General features: G+C 39.9%; 17 protein-coding genes. 9 read left to right on the top strand and 8 right to left on the bottom strand.

What is annotated here, in order from left to right:
- Positions 1 to 38: 38 nt before the first annotated feature.
- The 5 genes from F933_RS08595 to F933_RS08575 all read left to right on the top strand — a co-directional run bounded on the left by F933_RS08595 (position 39) and on the right by F933_RS08575 (position 6,617).
- Positions 39 to 1,196 carry a PQQ-dependent sugar dehydrogenase gene (locus tag F933_RS08595; protein ID WP_005060345.1) on the top strand — a complete coding sequence of 386 codons (1,158 nt, stop codon included), beginning with the start codon at positions 39 to 41 and terminating at the stop codon, positions 1,194 to 1,196.
- A 23-nt stretch (positions 1,197 to 1,219) separates the two neighbouring features.
- Entirely contained in the window at positions 1,220 to 2,407 is a 1,188-nt protein-coding gene (ampC, locus tag F933_RS08590) for a class C beta-lactamase (protein WP_005060342.1), read from the top strand.
- 83 nt (positions 2,408 to 2,490) lie between these two features.
- Positions 2,491 to 3,765 carry a replication-associated recombination protein A gene (locus F933_RS08585; protein WP_167539085.1) on the top strand — a complete coding sequence of 425 codons (1,275 nt, stop codon included), beginning with the start codon at positions 2,491 to 2,493 and terminating at the stop codon, positions 3,763 to 3,765.
- A 100-nt stretch (positions 3,766 to 3,865) separates the two neighbouring features.
- On the top strand, positions 3,866 to 4,750 hold the full coding sequence (yddG, locus tag F933_RS08580; protein ID WP_005060338.1) for an aromatic amino acid DMT transporter YddG: 885 nt from the start codon (positions 3,866 to 3,868) through the stop codon (positions 4,748 to 4,750).
- A 133-nt stretch (positions 4,751 to 4,883) separates the two neighbouring features.
- Positions 4,884 to 6,617: an amidohydrolase gene (locus F933_RS08575; RefSeq protein ID WP_005060336.1), complete on the top strand. Its 1,734-nt coding sequence runs from the start codon at positions 4,884 to 4,886 to the stop codon at positions 6,615 to 6,617.
- A gap of 65 nt (positions 6,618 to 6,682) precedes the next feature.
- On the opposite strand, the gene purC is transcribed toward F933_RS08575, so the two are convergent.
- From purC to dapA, 3 genes are read right to left on the bottom strand one after another with little or no spacing between them, the layout of a single operon-like run.
- A complete protein-coding gene (gene purC, locus F933_RS08570; protein ID WP_005052684.1) occupies positions 6,683 to 7,402 on the bottom strand; it encodes a phosphoribosylaminoimidazolesuccinocarboxamide synthase in 720 nt (239 codons plus the stop codon).
- A gap of 36 nt (positions 7,403 to 7,438) precedes the next feature.
- Positions 7,439 to 8,041, bottom strand: a complete 603-nt coding sequence (locus F933_RS08565; protein WP_034710646.1) for a hypothetical protein — start codon at positions 8,039 to 8,041, stop codon at positions 7,439 to 7,441.
- A gap of 16 nt (positions 8,042 to 8,057) precedes the next feature.
- Complete coding sequence (dapA, locus tag F933_RS08560; protein ID WP_005052681.1) at positions 8,058 to 8,951, bottom strand: 4-hydroxy-tetrahydrodipicolinate synthase; 894 nt, start codon at positions 8,949 to 8,951, stop codon at positions 8,058 to 8,060.
- 289 nt (positions 8,952 to 9,240) lie between these two features.
- Between dapA and pncA the strand changes: the two genes are divergently transcribed.
- The 4 genes from pncA (at position 9,241) to F933_RS08540 (ending at position 11,671) form a co-directional block, all read left to right on the top strand.
- Positions 9,241 to 9,867 (top strand): bifunctional nicotinamidase/pyrazinamidase, encoded by a 627-nt coding sequence (pncA, locus tag F933_RS08555; protein ID WP_005060333.1) that lies wholly within the window; start codon positions 9,241 to 9,243, stop codon positions 9,865 to 9,867.
- Positions 9,868 to 9,961: 94 nt separating this feature from the next.
- Complete coding sequence (locus F933_RS08550; RefSeq protein WP_005052677.1) at positions 9,962 to 10,426, top strand: Lrp/AsnC family transcriptional regulator; 465 nt, start codon at positions 9,962 to 9,964, stop codon at positions 10,424 to 10,426.
- Positions 10,427 to 10,641: 215 nt separating this feature from the next.
- A complete protein-coding gene (locus F933_RS08545; RefSeq protein WP_005060330.1) occupies positions 10,642 to 11,280 on the top strand; it encodes a YitT family protein in 639 nt (212 codons plus the stop codon).
- 52 nt (positions 11,281 to 11,332) lie between these two features.
- The gene (locus tag F933_RS08540; protein WP_005060328.1) at positions 11,333 to 11,671 is read left to right on the top strand and encodes a hypothetical protein; all 339 of its coding nucleotides are present in this window, start codon (positions 11,333 to 11,335) and stop codon (positions 11,669 to 11,671) included.
- 92 nt (positions 11,672 to 11,763) lie between these two features.
- Here the strand turns inward: F933_RS08540 and glmS are convergent, their stop codons facing one another.
- From glmS to nusB, 5 genes are read right to left on the bottom strand one after another with little or no spacing between them, the layout of a single operon-like run.
- Positions 11,764 to 13,602, bottom strand: a complete 1,839-nt coding sequence (glmS, locus tag F933_RS08535; RefSeq protein ID WP_005060325.1) for a glutamine--fructose-6-phosphate transaminase (isomerizing) — start codon at positions 13,600 to 13,602, stop codon at positions 11,764 to 11,766.
- A 12-nt stretch (positions 13,603 to 13,614) separates the two neighbouring features.
- The gene (gene glmU / locus F933_RS08530; RefSeq protein ID WP_005060323.1) at positions 13,615 to 14,979 is read right to left on the bottom strand and encodes a bifunctional UDP-N-acetylglucosamine diphosphorylase/glucosamine-1-phosphate N-acetyltransferase GlmU; all 1,365 of its coding nucleotides are present in this window, start codon (positions 14,977 to 14,979) and stop codon (positions 13,615 to 13,617) included.
- A gap of 22 nt (positions 14,980 to 15,001) precedes the next feature.
- Positions 15,002 to 15,523 (bottom strand): phosphatidylglycerophosphatase A family protein, encoded by a 522-nt coding sequence (locus F933_RS08525; RefSeq protein WP_005060320.1) that lies wholly within the window; start codon positions 15,521 to 15,523, stop codon positions 15,002 to 15,004.
- Complete coding sequence (thiL, locus tag F933_RS08520) at positions 15,501 to 16,418, bottom strand: thiamine-phosphate kinase (protein WP_005060318.1); 918 nt, start codon at positions 16,416 to 16,418, stop codon at positions 15,501 to 15,503. Before thiL ends, F933_RS08525 begins: the two co-directional genes overlap by 23 nt.
- A gap of 15 nt (positions 16,419 to 16,433) precedes the next feature.
- On the bottom strand, positions 16,434 to 16,883 hold the full coding sequence (gene nusB, locus F933_RS08515) for a transcription antitermination factor NusB (RefSeq protein WP_005060316.1): 450 nt from the start codon (positions 16,881 to 16,883) through the stop codon (positions 16,434 to 16,436).
- Positions 16,884 to 16,886: the final 3 nt, after the last annotated feature.

The raw sequence follows: 16,886 nt of genomic DNA, 5'->3' as shown, positions 1-16,886 counted from the left end.
ATCTCCGTAAGATGAACTGATGTGAAGGGAGATCAGCAATGAAAAAACTGTTAGTAACACCTTTAATTTGTAGTAGCGCTCTGTTACTGCTTGCCTGCGGTCCAAATAATACCAATTCCAAAACACCTGAGGCTTCGGTTCAAGCTAGTAAAACATCTATAAATCAGACTTACCAAGTCGAAGCGCTTGCTCAGTTCGATGAGCCTTGGGCGATCGCAGTATTGCCCGATCAACGTTTATTAGTGACTGAGCGCAAAGGGCAGTTAAAATTATTTGATCCCAAAACTAAAACCAGTCTCAATATTCAAGGTATTCCTGCGGTGAGTTATGGTGGGCAAGGTGGTTTGGGTGATGTGATTTTACATCCGGATTTTGCCAGTAATCATTGGATCTATCTCAGTTATGCGGTTAAAGGTCGGGGTGGATATGGGGCTGAGATTGCCCGCGCCAAACTCGATTTATCTAATCCCGTACAACCGAAGCTCACGGACTTAAAAACAATCTGGCAGCAAACACCTAAGGTTTCAGGACAAGGACATTATGGTCATCGTATGCTGTTTGGTGCTGATGGAAAGCTTTGGATAAGTTCGGGAGAGCGACAAAAATTTGATCCTGCCCAAGATATCAAAAGCAATTTAGGTAAGATTCTCCGATTGAATGAAGATGGTTCTCCAGCAGCTGATAATCCATTTAGCCAACAAGCAGGCGTTACTGCTGAAATTTGGTCATTGGGGCATCGTAATCCATTAGGCATGGCATTTGATGGGCAGGGGCAATTGTGGGTAGTTGAAATGGGGCCAAAAGGAGGGGATGAACTTAATCTCATTCTCAAAGGGGCGAACTATGGCTATCCAATTGTATCGAATGGTGATCACTATTCTGGATTACCGATTCCAGATCACAAGACGCGCCCAGAATTTAAAGCGCCTGCAATTGATTGGACACCTGTAATTTCACCTTCTAGCATGATGATTTACACAGGTAATAAATTCCCTCTATGGCAACAGAAAGCCTTAATTGGTGGCTTGTCATCTAAATCGATTGTGGTAGTTGATCTAAAATCGCAACCTGCGAAAGAAGTTCAGCGTCTAGACATGAAACAACGGATTCGTGGTTTACAACAAGCACAAGATGGCTCGATTTGGGTAATTGAAGATGGTTCTAAAGCGAGATTACTCAAACTGAGTAGCAACTAAATTTTAATGAAGTGAAAAAATTAATGATTCAATTGAAATACCAAACTTTATTTTCAAAAAAGACATTCATGTTGATTGGACTTTTATCTTGTAGCTCAAGTTTATGGGCACAGCCTTTAACAGATTTACAGGTGAAGAAAATTGTTGATCAGCAATTTAAACCGCTCTTAGAACGATACAAAATTCCAGGTCTGGCGGTTGCTGTGACTTTAAATGGCAAACACTATTTTGTGAATTATGGTGTTGCTTCGCAGCAAAGCAAACAAGCGGTCAGCAACAGTACCTTATTTGAACTTGGTTCTGTTAGTAAAACGTTCAATGCGACTTTAGCGGGCTATGCGCAGGCACAAGGACAGTTGTCTTTCTCTGATCATCCTGCTAAATATTTTCCTGAACTCAAAAATACTGCCGTTAATCAAGCTACTATTTTGAATTTAGGCACCTATAGTGCAGGTGGCTTTCCGTTGCAATTTCCAGATGAAGTCGTGCAACAGCAACAGATGATTCAATATTTTCAAAACTGGCGAGCAAAAACCAAAGTTGGCGCGGCACGTCAATATTCCAACCCAAGTATTGGATTAATGGGTTATGTCACAGCTTTGGCGATGAAAAAACCATACGCCGAATTGGTTGAAAAAACGCTTTTTCCTCAATTGGATATGACACAAAGTTTTATCAATGTCCCTACACAGCAATTGCCACACTACGCTTGGGGCTATAAAAACAACCAACCGATGCGTGTAACGTCGGGTATGTTTGATGCAGAAGCCTATGGTATAAAAAGTAGTAGTTCTGATATGTTGAAGTTTTTGGATGCGCAGATCAATCCATCAAAATTGAAACAACCTCTTCGCAAAGCGATTGAAAATACCCATGTGGGTTATTTTAAAGTTGCTGCAATGACGCAGGGCTTAGGATGGGAGCAATATACTTATCCTGTTAAGCTTGAGACACTTTTACAAGGTAATTCAAGCAAAATGGCTTTAGAAAGCCATACTGCGATCGCGGTTAAACAACCAAGAATTGCTTCAGCAGCAACATTCTTTAATAAAACGGGATCAACCAATGGTTTTGGTGTCTATGCCGCCTTTATTCCGCAAAAAAAAATCGGGATTGTGATGTTAGCCAATACTAATTTTCCAAACGAAGAACGAATTAAAGCCAGCTATGGCGTGATGCAGCAGTTGATTCAAGTCAACAGTACGCAATAGAGTGTCGCGTGCGTACAGATTCAAATTGTAGATTTGTGTTAGACACAATAGACTAGGGTTAAAAGATCATAAAGCCAGTGATGATGTCAGATACGCATATTCCTTTACCTGAACGTTTACGTCCTCGTGACTTGTCCGAAATTATTGGACAAGATCATTTGCTAGGTGAAAATGCCCCTTTACGTCAGATGATTGATCAAGGGCACTTGCCTTCAATCATCTTTTGGGGGCCACCAGGGGTCGGGAAAACAACGATTGCATTATTACTGGCTCAAGCAGTGGATCGTCCTTTTATCAGCCTATCTGCACTGAATACGGGTGTAAAAGAGTTACGTGAGGTGATCGCAGAAAGCGGTGATCTGTTAACGCCTGTGGTATTTATTGATGAGATCCATCGCTTCAATAAATCGCAGCAAGATGCCTTACTGAATGCCGTTGAGAAAGGAAAAATCACCTTAATTGGAGCGACGACCGAAAATCCATCGTTTGAAGTGAATAGTGCGCTGCTTTCTCGTTGTCAGGTTTATACGCTAAATAGTCTAGATGCCGATTCGATTCAGACCTTACTCAATAAAGCCATCCAAAGCGATAAGTTTTTAAAACAGCGTTTTATTCAAATTGAAGAATATGATGCACTGATTCAATTTGCTGCGGGTGATGCACGCAAAGCACTTAATCTGATTGATCTCATTGCCAGTACTTTTGAACCTGATATCGAAAATATCGTAACCAATGCCATCGTTGTTAAAGTCGCGCAGCAAAATATTGCACGCTATGACAAATCTGGCGAACAGCATTACGATCTGGTTTCGGCATTTATCAAGTCGATTCGGGGAAGTGATCCAGATGCAACATTGTACTGGATGGCACGTATGCTAAAAGGCGGCGAAGATCCAATCTTTATCGCACGTCGAATGTTGATTGCCGCATCGGAAGACATTGGCAATTCAAATCCAAATGCTCTGCTGTTAGCAGGAGAGTGCTTCCGTTCAGTCCAAGCAGTGGGCATGCCTGAGGCGCGTATTATTTTAGGACAATGTGCGGTGTACTTAGCGACGAGTCCGAAAAGTAACAGCACTTATCTTGCGATTAATAAGGCTTTAGAACTTGCTGAAAAAACTGCAAATTTACCTGTACCTTTGCATTTAAGAAATGCTCCGACCAAATTGATGAAACAGCAAGGTTATGGGGTGGATTACCTGTATCCACATAATTATCCAGAACATTTTGTGCTGCAAGAATATTTACCACCTGAGTTGCGTGGTACTAAGCTCTATGAACGCGCCTTAAATAAACGTGAAGTTGAAGGTGAACGTTTACAACAACGCCGTTGGCAGCAGGAACAACAACAGCAGTAGGTAAGTATTTTTGGTATTTGCTATTTTTTAAATTTTCCAAAGCAAAGTTCTGATGTAAATAAGGACTTTGCTGTGATTTACACTTCCAATTTGTATAAAGATGAACACAAAAAAAGCGACGCTGGTTGGATTGATTGCAATCTTGTTATGGAGTTTGATTGTTGCTTTGATCAAAGATGTCAGCAGTCATTTTGGTGCGGTCGGTGGAGCCGCATTAATCTACACGCTTGCTTCAATTTTCCTGTTTTTCTCAGTCGGCTGGACTCGCCTAAAAAGCTTTCCAAAAAATTATTTGATTTGGGGTGCTCTTTTATTTGTCGCCTATGAAATTTGTTTATCTCTTTCGATTGGCTACAGCAATAATAATCGACAGGCAATTGAAGTCGGAATGGTCAATTATTTATGGCCGACTTTCACCATGGTTGCGGCGATTTTATTTAATCAACAAAAAGCAAATTTTCTCATCATTCCTGGTTTCGTTGTTTCTCTACTTGGTATTTGTTGGGTTTTGGGGGGAGATCAAGGATTTGATTTGATCGGCATGACAGCGAACATTCAACAAAATCCGCTCAGCTATGGATTGGCATTTATGGGTACGTTGTTGTGGGCAGCTTATTGTACGCTGACCGCAAGGATCGCCAATGGAGTGAATGGCATCACTTTGTTCTTTATTTTGGTGTCGATTGTGCTTTGGATTAAATATTTGGTGATGGGTGGAAGCGGATTTGATTTTGACTGGTCATCCTCCATTTCGTTAGTTTTCGCAGCTGCGGCGATGGGTTTTGGTTACGCAGCTTGGAATGTCGGGATTTTACATGGCAATGTAACTTTATTGGCGGGTGCCTCTTATTTTATTCCCGTTTTATCCGCTTTTTTTGCTGCATTGTTACTGAATACGCCATTGGGTCTTTCTTTTTGGTATGGTGCGCTGATGGTATGCGTCGGTTCTATACTCTGTTGGTTGGCGACAAAGACGAAGTCATAAATTTACAGTGGTTGACACTATTTATTTATTCAAGAATTGATCAAGCATTACAAAAATAACAAGTTATGCCTTTTTATATCAGAAAGAATGCGATTTAATCTAAAAAGGCATAATAAAAATATGGTTTTAATCTATGACTTTTAGAAATTTCAATAAACTCACTACAGCAACGATCATTGCCTTTACTTTATCAGGCTGTGCAAGCACACCACTTGATCGAGAGCGGTCTGAAAAACTGTTTTATGGTGGTTCAATTTTGACGATGGAAGGTATGACGCCAACATATGCAGAAGCCTTGCTGGTTAAAGATGGGAAGATCATTTTTGTTGGTTCAAAAAAGCAAGCAGAGAATTTAGCAAACTCAAATGTCCAATCCATTGATTTAAAAAATAAAACACTTTTGCCGAGTTTTATTGATGCACACAGTCATGTAAATATGGTTGGATTTCATCAGATGGTTGCAAATCTCTATCCTGCGCCAGATGGTCAAGTTTCTGATATTGATTCATTGGTTCAGGTATTAACACAATGGAAAAAACAAAATCCTCAAGTTATTCAAACGATGGGCGGTTGGATCTTAGGCAATGGCTATGATGATGCACAACTAAAAGAACAAAATCATCCGACCGCAACCGATTTAGATCGCGTCTCCAAAGATCAACCCGTGATGATCTTACATCAATCGGGTCATTTGGCTTCGGTGAATCATAAAGCACTAGAACTACTCAACATTAATCAAAATACCCCCAATCCAGCGGGTGGGGTGATTCGTCGAGAAGTAGATTCGAATGTTCCGAATGGAGTACTGGAGGAGTCAGCATTATTTACGGCGATTGGCTCAATTTTTAAAGATGTGCCGCCGCAAGTGATGTTTGAAATTGCGCGTAAAGGCATTGATGCTTATGTCAAAAATGGTTTCACCACAGTACAAGAGGGACGAGCAGATCAGGGTACGACCGAGATGTGGCATGCTCTTGCCAAGCAAAATCATCTTCCGATTGATGTCGTTTCCTATCCTGATATCACCACCAGTGAAGAATATATGCTCAAGCAAGGAAGTAGCCGGCAATACGATCATCACTTCCGTATAGGTGGGGTGAAAATTAGTTTAGATGGTTCGCCACAAGGCAAGACTGCTTGGCTCACACAACCATATTTAGTGCCACCTGAAGGTAAAGATAAAAACTACAAAGGCTATCCAGCAATCAAAGAGGATCAACAGGTTAATCAATACATCAATTTAGCCTTCAAACATAGTTGGCAGGTGCTTGCACATGCCAATGGTGATGCCGCGATCGATCAGTTTATTGGTGCTGTCAAAGATGCTACTGCAAAGCAAGGTAAAGCGGATCGCAGAAGTGTATTGATTCACTCGCAAACCATTCGAGATGATCAACTAGACCAATTGAAGGCATTAGATATTATTCCTTCGTTCTTCTCGTTACATACTTATTATTGGGGTGATTGGCATCGTCAGCAAACCTTAGGCGAAACCCGAGCTGCCCATATTTCGCCAACAGCAACAGCGTTAAAGAAAAATTTAATCTTTACTGAACATCACGACGCTCCCGTTGTTCCACCACATAGCATGATGATGCTCGATGCTACGGTCAATCGTGTGACACGTAGTGATTATGTTTTGGGTGCAGATGAACGTATAAGTCCTTATCTTGCCTTAAAATCAATGACTGACTGGGCTGCTTATCAGTATTTTGAAGATCAGACCAAAGGTACTTTAACGCAAGGCAAGCTTGCTGATTTGGTGATCTTAGATCAAAATCCATTAACCATCCCTAGTCGAAAAATTAAAAATATTAAGGTGTTGGCGACCTACAAAGAAGGGAATCTCATTTATCAAAATCAGTAATATTAAAAACAAAAAACCAGTCCAATCGGACTGGTTTTTTATATGTGCTAAATATTTAGTTAGACTTAGATGTTGTCTAAGTTAATGCCTAAACGTGCAGCAACTTCTTCATATGCTTCAACCACACCACCCAAACCTTGGCGGAAACGGTCTTTATCTAGTTTTTTCTTGGTGTCTTTATCCCATAAACGGCACCCGTCTGGAGAGAACTCATCACCTAATACGATACGGTCATGGAATACGCCGAATTCAAGTTTGAAATCAACCAGAATCATATTACCTGCATCGAATAATGCTTTAAGTACATCATTCACTTGGTAAGTGAGTTCTTTCATTTTTTCAAGTTGATCAGCTGTTGCCCAACCTAAAGCGATGGCTTGTGATTCATTTACCATTGGATCGCCAAGAGCATCATCTTTAAAGAATAATTCAAATGTAGGAGGCGTTAACTCTTTGCCTTCTTCAACACCTAAACGACGGCAAAGTGAACCAGCAGCATAGTTACGAATTACACATTCAACTGGGATCATGTGAAGTTTTTTAACTAGTACTTCTGTTGGAGAAAGCAACTTCTCAAAATGAGTTTCGATACCTGCTTCAGCCAATTTTTCCATGATGAAGGCGTTAAAACGGTTGTTGACCTTGCCTTTACGATCTAATTGCTCAATTTTTTCGCCATTGAATGCAGAAGCATCATCACGAAACACTAAAATTAGGTGATCAGCATTATCTGTCTCATATACAGATTTTGCTTTACCAGTATAGAGCAAGGTTTGTTTTAACATGGGGGAACCTTTTGAAAAAGTATGCCTAGTAAACGACTAGGCTGGCCAATTTTGATAAATCTGGTTTAATACTTCAGTTGCAACGGCTGTGTCTGCAAAAGTAGTATCAAGTTTGAAAAGCGCAATCGTATTATTTGAACCCACAGCAGATAATTTAAGTAGATAATTCTGATCGCCTACTTTAATGGTTGCTTCATAACCATTGCTTGCTTGTGAAATAACTTGATAATTTAGACTGCTGAGTGTCGCAAACGCATATTGCCATGCAGCTGCTGTTGGACCTTCCACTTTTAATAATGGATTTTTATTTCCATCCATCACCAGTTGTGGACGACCCAAAGTTGTTGCTGCAACTTCAGGAGTATTGCTTGTTGCTTTCAATGCCTCTGGACGAGGTAATGCATAACGATTACCCGTCTTGTTTTCAAATGTTGGCGCATGTTGAATAGCAAGTGGGTCAACCGTAGGGGCTGGATACAATGGCGTAAATGGTCTTACCGTTGCATTCTCAGGGAACTTGAGTGGTTCAAGTGCTTGTGCCTTTTTATAATCTAAAGAATGATTATTGAGGGCAAAACGACCACAACCAGCCAAACTTAAAGCTGAAATGACTAGTACAACACCAAGACGTAATTGCATCATAAATTGCTCGTATTTAAATAATTCCGGCAGTTTTTAAATCACTGCGGAGCGGTTCGCGATATTGCTCAGCAAGCGGAGTCAAAGGTAAGCGTACGCCAGTACCGATAGACCCCATCTCATGTAACGCCCATTTCACAGGAATTGGGTTTGATTCGCAAAACAAAATATTGTGTAGATTTGCAATTTTTTGATTCAGATCTTGTGCTTTGGTTTTGTCGCCAGCTAATGCAGCTTCACAAATTTCACTCATTTGTTTTGGTGCGACATTTGCCGTAACTGAAATATTACCTTTTGCGCCCAGTAAAATCAGTTCCCATGCAGTTTCATCATCACCAGAATAAACAGCGATTTGACCGTTTAAACCTTCGATGAGGGCTTGACCACGCGGAACGTCACCAGTTGCATCTTTAATACCAACAATATTTTTGACATCAGCAAGACGGATAACCGTTTCATTTTGCATGTCTACGCCAGTACGACCTGGAACATTATAAAGAATTTGCGGAATATCAACGGCTTCAGCGATTGCTTTGTAATGTTGATAAAGACCTTCTTGCGTCGGTTTATTATAATAAGGTGTAACTAGTAGAGCTGCATCTGCACCTAGATCTTTAGCTGCTTGTGTGAGCTCAATGGCTTCACGAGTAGAGTTAGCACCTGTGCCAGCAATAATTGGGATACGTTTATTGGCTACACGAATCACTTCTTTGATGACCTGTGTGTGTTCTTCCATACTGAGTGTAGAAGCTTCGCCCGTTGTGCCTACAGCAACAATGCTATGAGTACCTTGTTGGATGTGCCACTCAACGAGCTTCTCAAGGCTCTTCCAATCTACGCCGCCATCTTCAAACATTGGGGTGACGATTGCGACAATTGAGCCATGAATATTCTGTGCTAGCTGAGTCATTTTAAAAAAATATCCTATTTTTCCATCCGAATTTGAAGTGATTGAAACGAAATAGTGGATGGTTGCAGTATTTTGATTGGTCGTTCAACGTGAAGAAGAGTTGAATGACAATTATGCAAATTATGACTGATCGGAGACATAAGAACAATATGCTTTCGTTAAACTGTGGAAAACTTTAATTCATCTTTGTATTGAATCGTTTTCATCATACTTAAAAATGAAAGTGTAGTGGTCAGATTTGTTTGAGCAGCGTATTGTTCAATAGATAAAATTGACTTGGACGGAGCAGATGCAAAAACAATTGAATCATGTCGCGTTAATTGTTGTGGATGTACAGAATGGTTTTACACCAGGTGGCAACTTGGCTGTGGCAGATGCTGATCAAATTATTCCATTGATCAATCAATTGGCATTAAATTTTGAGCATGTGGTGCTCACTCAGGATTGGCATCCACAGCAGCATATTTCTTTTGCAGAAAATCATCATCATAAAAAGCCTTTTGAAACAATTGAATTAGCTTATGGTACTCAGGTGCTATGGCCAAAGCATTGCGTACAAGGCACGCATGATGCTGAATTTCATCCTGCGCTCAAGATTCCAACAGCGCAGTTAATTATTCGCAAAGGATTTCATCAGGACATCGATAGCTATTCGGCATTTAAGGAAGCAGATCGAAAAACGCCAACAGGTTTGAATGGATATTTAAAAGAACATCAAATTGATACGGTCTATATTGTAGGAATTGCAACCGATTATTGTGTGGCTTGGACGGCATTAGATGCTGCTGAAATGGGCTATCACACATATGTAATTGAGGATGCTTGCAAAGCGATTAATTTAAATGGTTCTTTAGACAATGCTTGGCGAGAAATGACAAAAAAAGGGATTCATCGCATTCATTCATCTCAGCTTTAGTTATAGACTTGTGAGAGTGAATTTAAAAACGTTAAACTTTGAATAACCATATATCGTTGTTTTACTGATATTTCAGTCTTTAATAGAGAGTTTCATGATCGAAGAGCTTGATGATTTTGATAAAAAAATTATTCATCATTTGCAAATGAATGGGCGATTAGCCAATCAAGAGCTGGCTGAATTAGTTGGGTTGTCTACGTCACAATGTTCGCGTCGTCGCATTCATCTTGAACAGCAAAAAATTATTACTGGATATTATGCACAAGTTGCTTTAAGGGCTGATCCAACACCCGTTATGGGTATTATCGAAGTGAAATTGCAAAATTATAATGATGCAACGCATGATCGTTTTGTGGAGTTTCTTTTACATGAACCAGCGGTGAAAGATATTCATAAATTAACTGGAAGTTATGATTTTGCACTTAAAGTTGCTGTTCAAAATTTAGATGAGATGGTCAAATTGATCGGAATTTTATCTTCAAGTGATTTCGGGGTGAGTAATTTAAATACGTCAATTGTTTTAGAAAAATTAAAAGAAAACGGTATCGCAACCAAATAAAAGAGTTTCATAAATTTCTCTAATTATCTGAATAAAAAATTGCTTTTTTCTTTTGTGTAAGAAGATCATTCTAAAAAGATTATTGTGAACATAAATTGCATTTATGGTGAAATTATAATAAAAAATTGCGAAATTTTAATAAAAATGATCAAATATGCCATGTCTTTCCTTGAAAGACATCTCCCATTGTTGTTCTCCTATAGAGTTTTACCCTTATGAATACCGATCAAAATGTGTCTTTGGTAAGTCCAGTCATGCCTGAAATTGATCAACATTCAAAGATTGAAGATGCATTAGCAATGTTGATTGGAACATTTATTTTATCTTTTGCTATGACCTTATTGCAGCAAGCTGGAATTATGACTGGGGGAACGGCGGGACTTTCTTTACTAATTCATTACGTCACAGATATAAAATTTGGTATCTTATTTTTTATCATCAATATTCCGTTTTATTATTTTGCCTATAAAAAAATGGGTGTTGGTTTAGTGGTTAAAACTTTTATTGCGGTTGCTTTATTGGCAGGTTTTACAGAAACAATCCCTCACTTTTTTCACCTCAGTGATGTAAATCCTCTCTACGCCACTATTTTTGCAAATACGCTCATGGGCGTAAGTTTTTTAATTTTATTTAGACATCGTTCAAGTTTGGGTGGAATTAATTTATTGGTGCTTTATTTGCAAGAACGCTTTCAAATTCCTGCTGGTAAGGTGCAGATGGGCATTGATATTACGATCTTATTAACCTCATTATTCTTTGTTGATTGGAAATTGATATTAGTTTCAATTTTAGGTGCTGTAATTTTAAATTCGATAATTTTGTTGAATCATAAAAACAGCCGATATGTAGTTTGAGTATATATTTTCTTTGCCATCGTTTATACTGCTGAAAAACTAAGCAATTTTTATGATGAAAAAGTATATTCTTATCCTCCTAATTTACACTGCATGTAGTGCCGTTTTTGCAAAGCCGCAACAATATACCCTTGAAAGTGGTGGTGGTATTGATGATACCGCGCTCGGTTTAAAAGATGGCAAAGGTAAAAAGTTTTGGGTCTATTGTCAGGAGAAGTGCGGACCTTGGTTTATATATGATGAGCAGGAACAGCATGAGTCGCTTAGCCCTCATTATAAAGGCAGAAAAGTGATAGCAGAATTATCATTGGAAAATAATAAAGATCGTATTGCAGGACCCGGTGAGGATGAAAAGCTATATTTTATTAAAACCATTAAACTGCTGAAGTAATGACATAATCAAAAAGCCCCCATAAAGAGCTTCTTTATGGGGGCTTTTTGATTATGTATCAGCGTAGTTTACGCTGATACATTTTAGTTTTGTTATTCCACAGTCACACTCTTCGCAAGGTTACGTGGCTGATCGACATCAGTACCTCGTAATACTGCAACATGGTAAGACAACAGTTGTACTGGCAAGCTGTAAACGATTGGTGCTAACCATTCATTGACAGCAGGAACATGAACGACATGTTGGCGGTCTTTGCCATGAATACCACTGTTTTCATCAGCAAAAACAAATAGTTCCCCACCACGTGCTTGAACTTCTTCCATATTCGACTTGAGTTTATCAAGCATTTCATCTTTAGGTGCCAAAATCACAACAGGCATTTCATTGTCCACTAGAGCAAGCGGACCATGCTTGAGTTCGCCAGCAGCATAACCTTCAGCATGAATATATGAAATTTCTTTCAGTTTTAATGCACCTTCAAGCGCGATTGGGAAATTGGTGCCACGACCTAAGAATAGGCAGTGATTTTTCTCAACAAATAAGGTAGATAGACGTAGAATTTCTGTATCACATTGCAATGTATCTAAGAGCACTTTAGGGCAATGCCAAAGTCCTTCTATGATTTCAACCAGTTGAGTTTCAGCCAGCGTCTGTTTTACTTGACCTACTTTTAAAATCAACAGCATCAAAGCTGCAAGCTGTGTGGTAAATGCTTTAGTTGAAGCAACACCGATTTCTGGACCTGCTAAAGTCAGTAAATGATGATCTGTTTCACGAACCATCGATGAGGTCGCTACGTTACAAATCGTCATTGTGCTGATATCGATATTTTTTGCTTTCGCACGTTTTTGAGTTTCACGAAGTGCAGCCAATGTATCAGCTGTTTCACCTGATTGTGAAATACAGATATACAGTGTATTCGCCACAATCACAGGGGTGCGATAACGGAATTCACTTGCAATTTCAACTTGGCATGACACGCCAATCAGTTGCTCAAACCAGTATTTGGCAATCATCCCTGCATGATAGCTGGTACCACACGCGATAATTTGTACTTGTTGAATTTTCGCAAAATCGGCATTGGCATATTGAAGAAAATCTTCACGCAAGTTATTGCCATTCAGCGCCTGAGAAATCGTTTGTTGAATTGCTTCTGGCTGCTCATAGATTTCTTTGAGCATGTAGTGTTTATATTCACCTTTTGAAGCATTGCTCACCGTTGCATCTAACTCTTTGGTTGGACGCTCAACACGCTCGCCTTGTGCAAAAACTTCGATACTCGTGCGTGTTAGGCGAGCAATATCACCTTCTTCTAGATAAACGAAGCGATTTGTCACAGGCAATAAAGCCAGTTGGTCTGAACTGATAAAGTTCTCACCAATACCGACACCAATCACTAATGGAGAACCTTCACGAACGGTAATCAGTTCGTCAGGATGTGCTGTATGTACGATTCCCAGTGCATAAGCACCTTTAAGGCGAGGGATAATACTTTGTACTGCTTCTAAGAGACTGTCCGTTTGTTTCAGTGCTTCATTGGTCAGATGCGCAACAACTTCAGTATCTGTTTGAGAAGTAAAGATATACCCCAAAGCTTGTAATTCTTCTTTAAGTTCTTGATAGTTTTCAATAATACCATTGTGAACCACAGCAACATTACCTGAAATATGCGGGTGTGCATTGTCTTCAGTTGGTTTACCGTGTGTTGCCCAGCGAGTGTGTGCAATACCAATATTGCCTGTTAATTTTTGTTCTGATACGGCTTCGGCTAAATTTGCGACTTTGCCTACACGACGCTCACGTAAGATTTGTTGGTTATTCAATAATGCTAAACCAGCAGAATCATAACCACGATATTCAAGACGTTTTAATCCTTCAATCAGGATGTCAGTTACACAACGTTCAGCAACGCCACCAACAATACCACACATAATTTGATCCTCTTATTTCTTCAACTTTTGGGGACGTTGATAATTTGTTTTTTCAAACTGTTTAGAACGTTCGACAGCTAAACTATGGTTAGCCACATCTCGTGTCAGTGTTGATCCAGCGCCTGTAGTCGCACCTTGACCAATTTTGATTGGAGCAACCAGCGAATTATTGGTGCCAATAAATACATGATCTTCAATAATAGTTCTATGCTTATTTGCGCCATCGTAATTGCAAGTAATCGTTCCTGCTCCGATATTACAACCAGTACCAATATCGGCATCACCTAAATAGGTAAAATGATTGGCTTTAGAGCCAGTTCCAATATTAGAGTTTTTCACTTCGACAAAATTACCAATATGCACATCATTGGCGAGATTCGCACCTGGACGCAAACGTGCGAAAGGGCCGATTTGGGTATTTTCACCTATCACTGCATTTTCAAAAATGCTATAGGCTTGGACTTTGGTTCCTGCTGCGATACGCGTATTCTTTAAAATACAGCCTGCGCCAATCTGAACATTGTCACCCAATTCACAATCACCTTCGATGATCACGTTGACATCTATTTGAACATCTTGCCCACATTTGAGCGTGCCACGCAGGTCAAAACGACTAGGGTCTATTAAATGAACCCCTTGTTGCATTAACTCTTTGGCTTGTTGTTGTTGGAATTGACGTTCCAAAGTCGCGAGTTGTAAACGATCATTTACACCTTCAACTTCAAATGCCAGTTCAGGTTGAATAGATGCAATTTCTAAACCATCAGCAACGGCCATGGCAACGATATCTGTGAGGTAGTACTCACCTTGTACATTATTATTAGAAAGTTTTGATAACCATTGATGTAGTTTGGCATTACTTACACAATAAATGCCTGTATTGATTTCTTGAATTTGACGTTGTTCGTCATTGGCATCTTTATGTTCAACAATCGCCTGAATTTTTCCTGCTTGGCGAACAATACGTCCATAACCTGTCGGATTTTCAACATTCAGTGTGATCATACCAATACCCGATTGGCTAGATGCTGTAAGTAATTGTTCAAGTGTGCTTTGGTGAACTAAAGGAACATCGCCATAAAGGATTAAAGAAATACCATCTTGAGGTAAAACGGGTAGTGTCATTTGAACAGCATGACCTGTTCCAAGTTGTTCTGCTTGCTCAACCCATTCAATCTGTTCGCCACTAAACTTTTGTTTAACCAATTCACCACCATGCCCATAAATGGTAATAATATTTTGGGCATTTAATTTTTTTGCGGTGTCAATTACATGACCGAGCAGTGGTTGACCTGCGATGGGTTGTAATACTTTTGGTAATTGCGAACGCATACGCGTTCCTTTTCCAGCGGCAAGAATAATAACAGTTGTTGACATAACTAACCCTAATAGCAATGGCTCAAGTCAAAAAATAAAAATGAAAAATAAAAATACAAAGTGCTGCCCAAAGACCAGCAATAATGTCATCTAGCATGATGCCCAAGCCACCAGAAACCTTTTGGTCGGCCCAGCTGATTGGGAATGGTTTCCAAATGTCAAATATACGGAATAATACGAAACCGACAATGACCCACGACCAATTCATTTGCTGTAAGTAGAGCAAAGGTAAAAAGGTAAGCGATTGTCCAGCAAATTCGTCCCAAACAATACGACCATCATCATGAACATTGATCACTTTTGCGGTATGACCGCAAATATAAATACCGATCAAAGACATGAGTAAAATAATGACGAGACTGCTGTTAAATCCAAGGTATAACCAGATCGGCACAAACAATAAAGCAAAGGCTGAACCAAAAGTTCCAGGTGCTTTCGGGCTGAGGCCAGAACCAAATCCCACACCGCAAAAAACGATGAAGCGGTCAAACCAAGTCATTTGGCGAAAGTGAATGGGAGGTTTATGCAAAATGTTGGTATCCATGAACATGTAATGGGTGGATTTCCCCCATATACTCAAATAACAATCCAGTTTGTTGGGTAATTTCGCCGATTATTGTAATCGGAACATCTAATTGTTGTCGCGACAGTTTTTCAAAGTTTTGCGGTGATATTGTAAAGCATAGTTCGTAGTCATCACCACCAGCTAAGACATAGTGCCAAGCTTGTTGCTTATCTAACAGTTTTAGTGATTTATCTATCGGAATTTGATCTAAAAAGAGTTTTGCGCCGACATCTGATGCTTTCAGAATATGCCCTAAATCTTGTGCTAATCCATCTGAGATATCAATCATACTCGATGCCACAGTTTTGAGTTGTTGTCCTAAGAGGCAGCGTGGGGTCGGGTAGTCTAAACGCTTTTGTAACGCATGACCAAGATGTTGTAATCCAAAGGCAGCATCACCGATTTGACCACTAACACAAATATAATCGCCGACTTGAGCACCAGCCCGTGTAACAGCTTGACCATGCTCAATCCAACCTAAGGCAGTCACACTGATCGTTAGCTGGGTGCTTTGTGTGGTATCGCCACCAATTAAACTGACACCGAACTGATCGCAGCAATCAAATAGACCCTGACTAAAACCAGCCAACCAGTCATGATCAATCGTTGGTAGACTGAGTGCCAATAAGATACTATGGGGTTTTGCGCCCATTGCAGCTAAATCAGATAAATTGACAGCCACACTTTTCCAACCAATTGCATGGGCAGAAGTGTCTACTGGAAAATGGCGACCAGCAACCAGCGTATCTGCACAGATCACCAGTTGTTGTGATGTAGGGGGGGTAATAACGGCTGAGTCGTCACCAATGCCTAAACTGACATCTGTCTTTGATGTACGTTTAAAGTAAAGGTCAATAATTGAAAACTCAGCCATAAAACATCAAGCCTTTTATTTTGCTTGTTGTTTTTCAGCTTCACGAAGCTTTGATGATAAACGGTCTAATACACCATTGATGTATTTGTGACTGTCTGCACCACCAAAGTGTTTTGCTAGCTCAATTGCTTCATCAAGTACAACACGATATGGAACTTCGAGATGATCTCGTAATTCATAAGCGCCGAGTCGTAAAGTTGCAAGTTCTACACCATCAAGTGCAGATAATTCACGATCAAGTACAGGGATGAGCAACTCATCTAAAGCTTCATGTTGAGCAACCACTTGAGTGAGCAATTCATGGTAATAGTTAAGGTCAACTTTGTGCATTGCATTTTCAACACGCGTACGTGCCTCAATTTCATGTACAGGGTTATGACTCATTTGCCATTCATAAATCCCTTGTACAGCAAAACGACGTGCTTTGCGTTTCGCTGCATAAGCGGCCTGAAGTGTTTGCGACATGCT

The organism is Acinetobacter beijerinckii CIP 110307 (genome assembly GCF_000369005.1).
Classification (GTDB): domain Bacteria; phylum Pseudomonadota; class Gammaproteobacteria; order Pseudomonadales; family Moraxellaceae; genus Acinetobacter; species Acinetobacter beijerinckii.
The sequence above is the reverse complement of the archived record's forward strand: the minus strand, read 5'-3'. Positions and strand labels throughout refer to the sequence as shown.

Excerpts from the sequence above, each read along its gene's own strand:
- F933_RS08595 (WP_005060345.1), top strand. The coding sequence starts at position 39 with ATGAAAAAACTGTTAGTAACACCTTTAATTTGTAGTAGCGCTCTGTTA.
- ampC (WP_005060342.1), top strand. The coding sequence starts at position 1,220 with ATGATTCAATTGAAATACCAAACTTTATTTTCAAAAAAGACATTCATG.
- F933_RS08585 (WP_167539085.1), top strand. The coding sequence starts at position 2,491 with ATGTCAGATACGCATATTCCTTTACCTGAACGTTTACGTCCTCGTGAC.
- yddG (WP_005060338.1), top strand. The coding sequence starts at position 3,866 with ATGAACACAAAAAAAGCGACGCTGGTTGGATTGATTGCAATCTTGTTA.
- F933_RS08575 (WP_005060336.1), top strand. The coding sequence starts at position 4,884 with ATGACTTTTAGAAATTTCAATAAACTCACTACAGCAACGATCATTGCC.
- purC (WP_005052684.1), bottom strand. The coding sequence starts at position 7,402 with ATGTTAAAACAAACCTTGCTCTATACTGGTAAAGCAAAATCTGTATAT.
- F933_RS08565 (WP_034710646.1), bottom strand. The coding sequence starts at position 8,041 with ATGCAATTACGTCTTGGTGTTGTACTAGTCATTTCAGCTTTAAGTTTG.
- dapA (WP_005052681.1), bottom strand. The coding sequence starts at position 8,951 with ATGACTCAGCTAGCACAGAATATTCATGGCTCAATTGTCGCAATCGTC.
- pncA (WP_005060333.1), top strand. The coding sequence starts at position 9,241 with ATGCAAAAACAATTGAATCATGTCGCGTTAATTGTTGTGGATGTACAG.
- F933_RS08550 (WP_005052677.1), top strand. The coding sequence starts at position 9,962 with ATGATCGAAGAGCTTGATGATTTTGATAAAAAAATTATTCATCATTTG.
- F933_RS08545 (WP_005060330.1), top strand. The coding sequence starts at position 10,642 with ATGAATACCGATCAAAATGTGTCTTTGGTAAGTCCAGTCATGCCTGAA.
- F933_RS08540 (WP_005060328.1), top strand. The coding sequence starts at position 11,333 with ATGATGAAAAAGTATATTCTTATCCTCCTAATTTACACTGCATGTAGT.
- glmS (WP_005060325.1), bottom strand. The coding sequence starts at position 13,602 with ATGTGTGGTATTGTTGGTGGCGTTGCTGAACGTTGTGTAACTGACATC.
- glmU (WP_005060323.1), bottom strand. The coding sequence starts at position 14,979 with ATGTCAACAACTGTTATTATTCTTGCCGCTGGAAAAGGAACGCGTATG.
- F933_RS08525 (WP_005060320.1), bottom strand. The coding sequence starts at position 15,523 with ATGGATACCAACATTTTGCATAAACCTCCCATTCACTTTCGCCAAATG.
- thiL (WP_005060318.1), bottom strand. The coding sequence starts at position 16,418 with ATGGCTGAGTTTTCAATTATTGACCTTTACTTTAAACGTACATCAAAG.
- nusB (WP_005060316.1), bottom strand. The coding sequence starts at position 16,883 with ATGTCGCAAACACTTCAGGCCGCTTATGCAGCGAAACGCAAAGCACGT.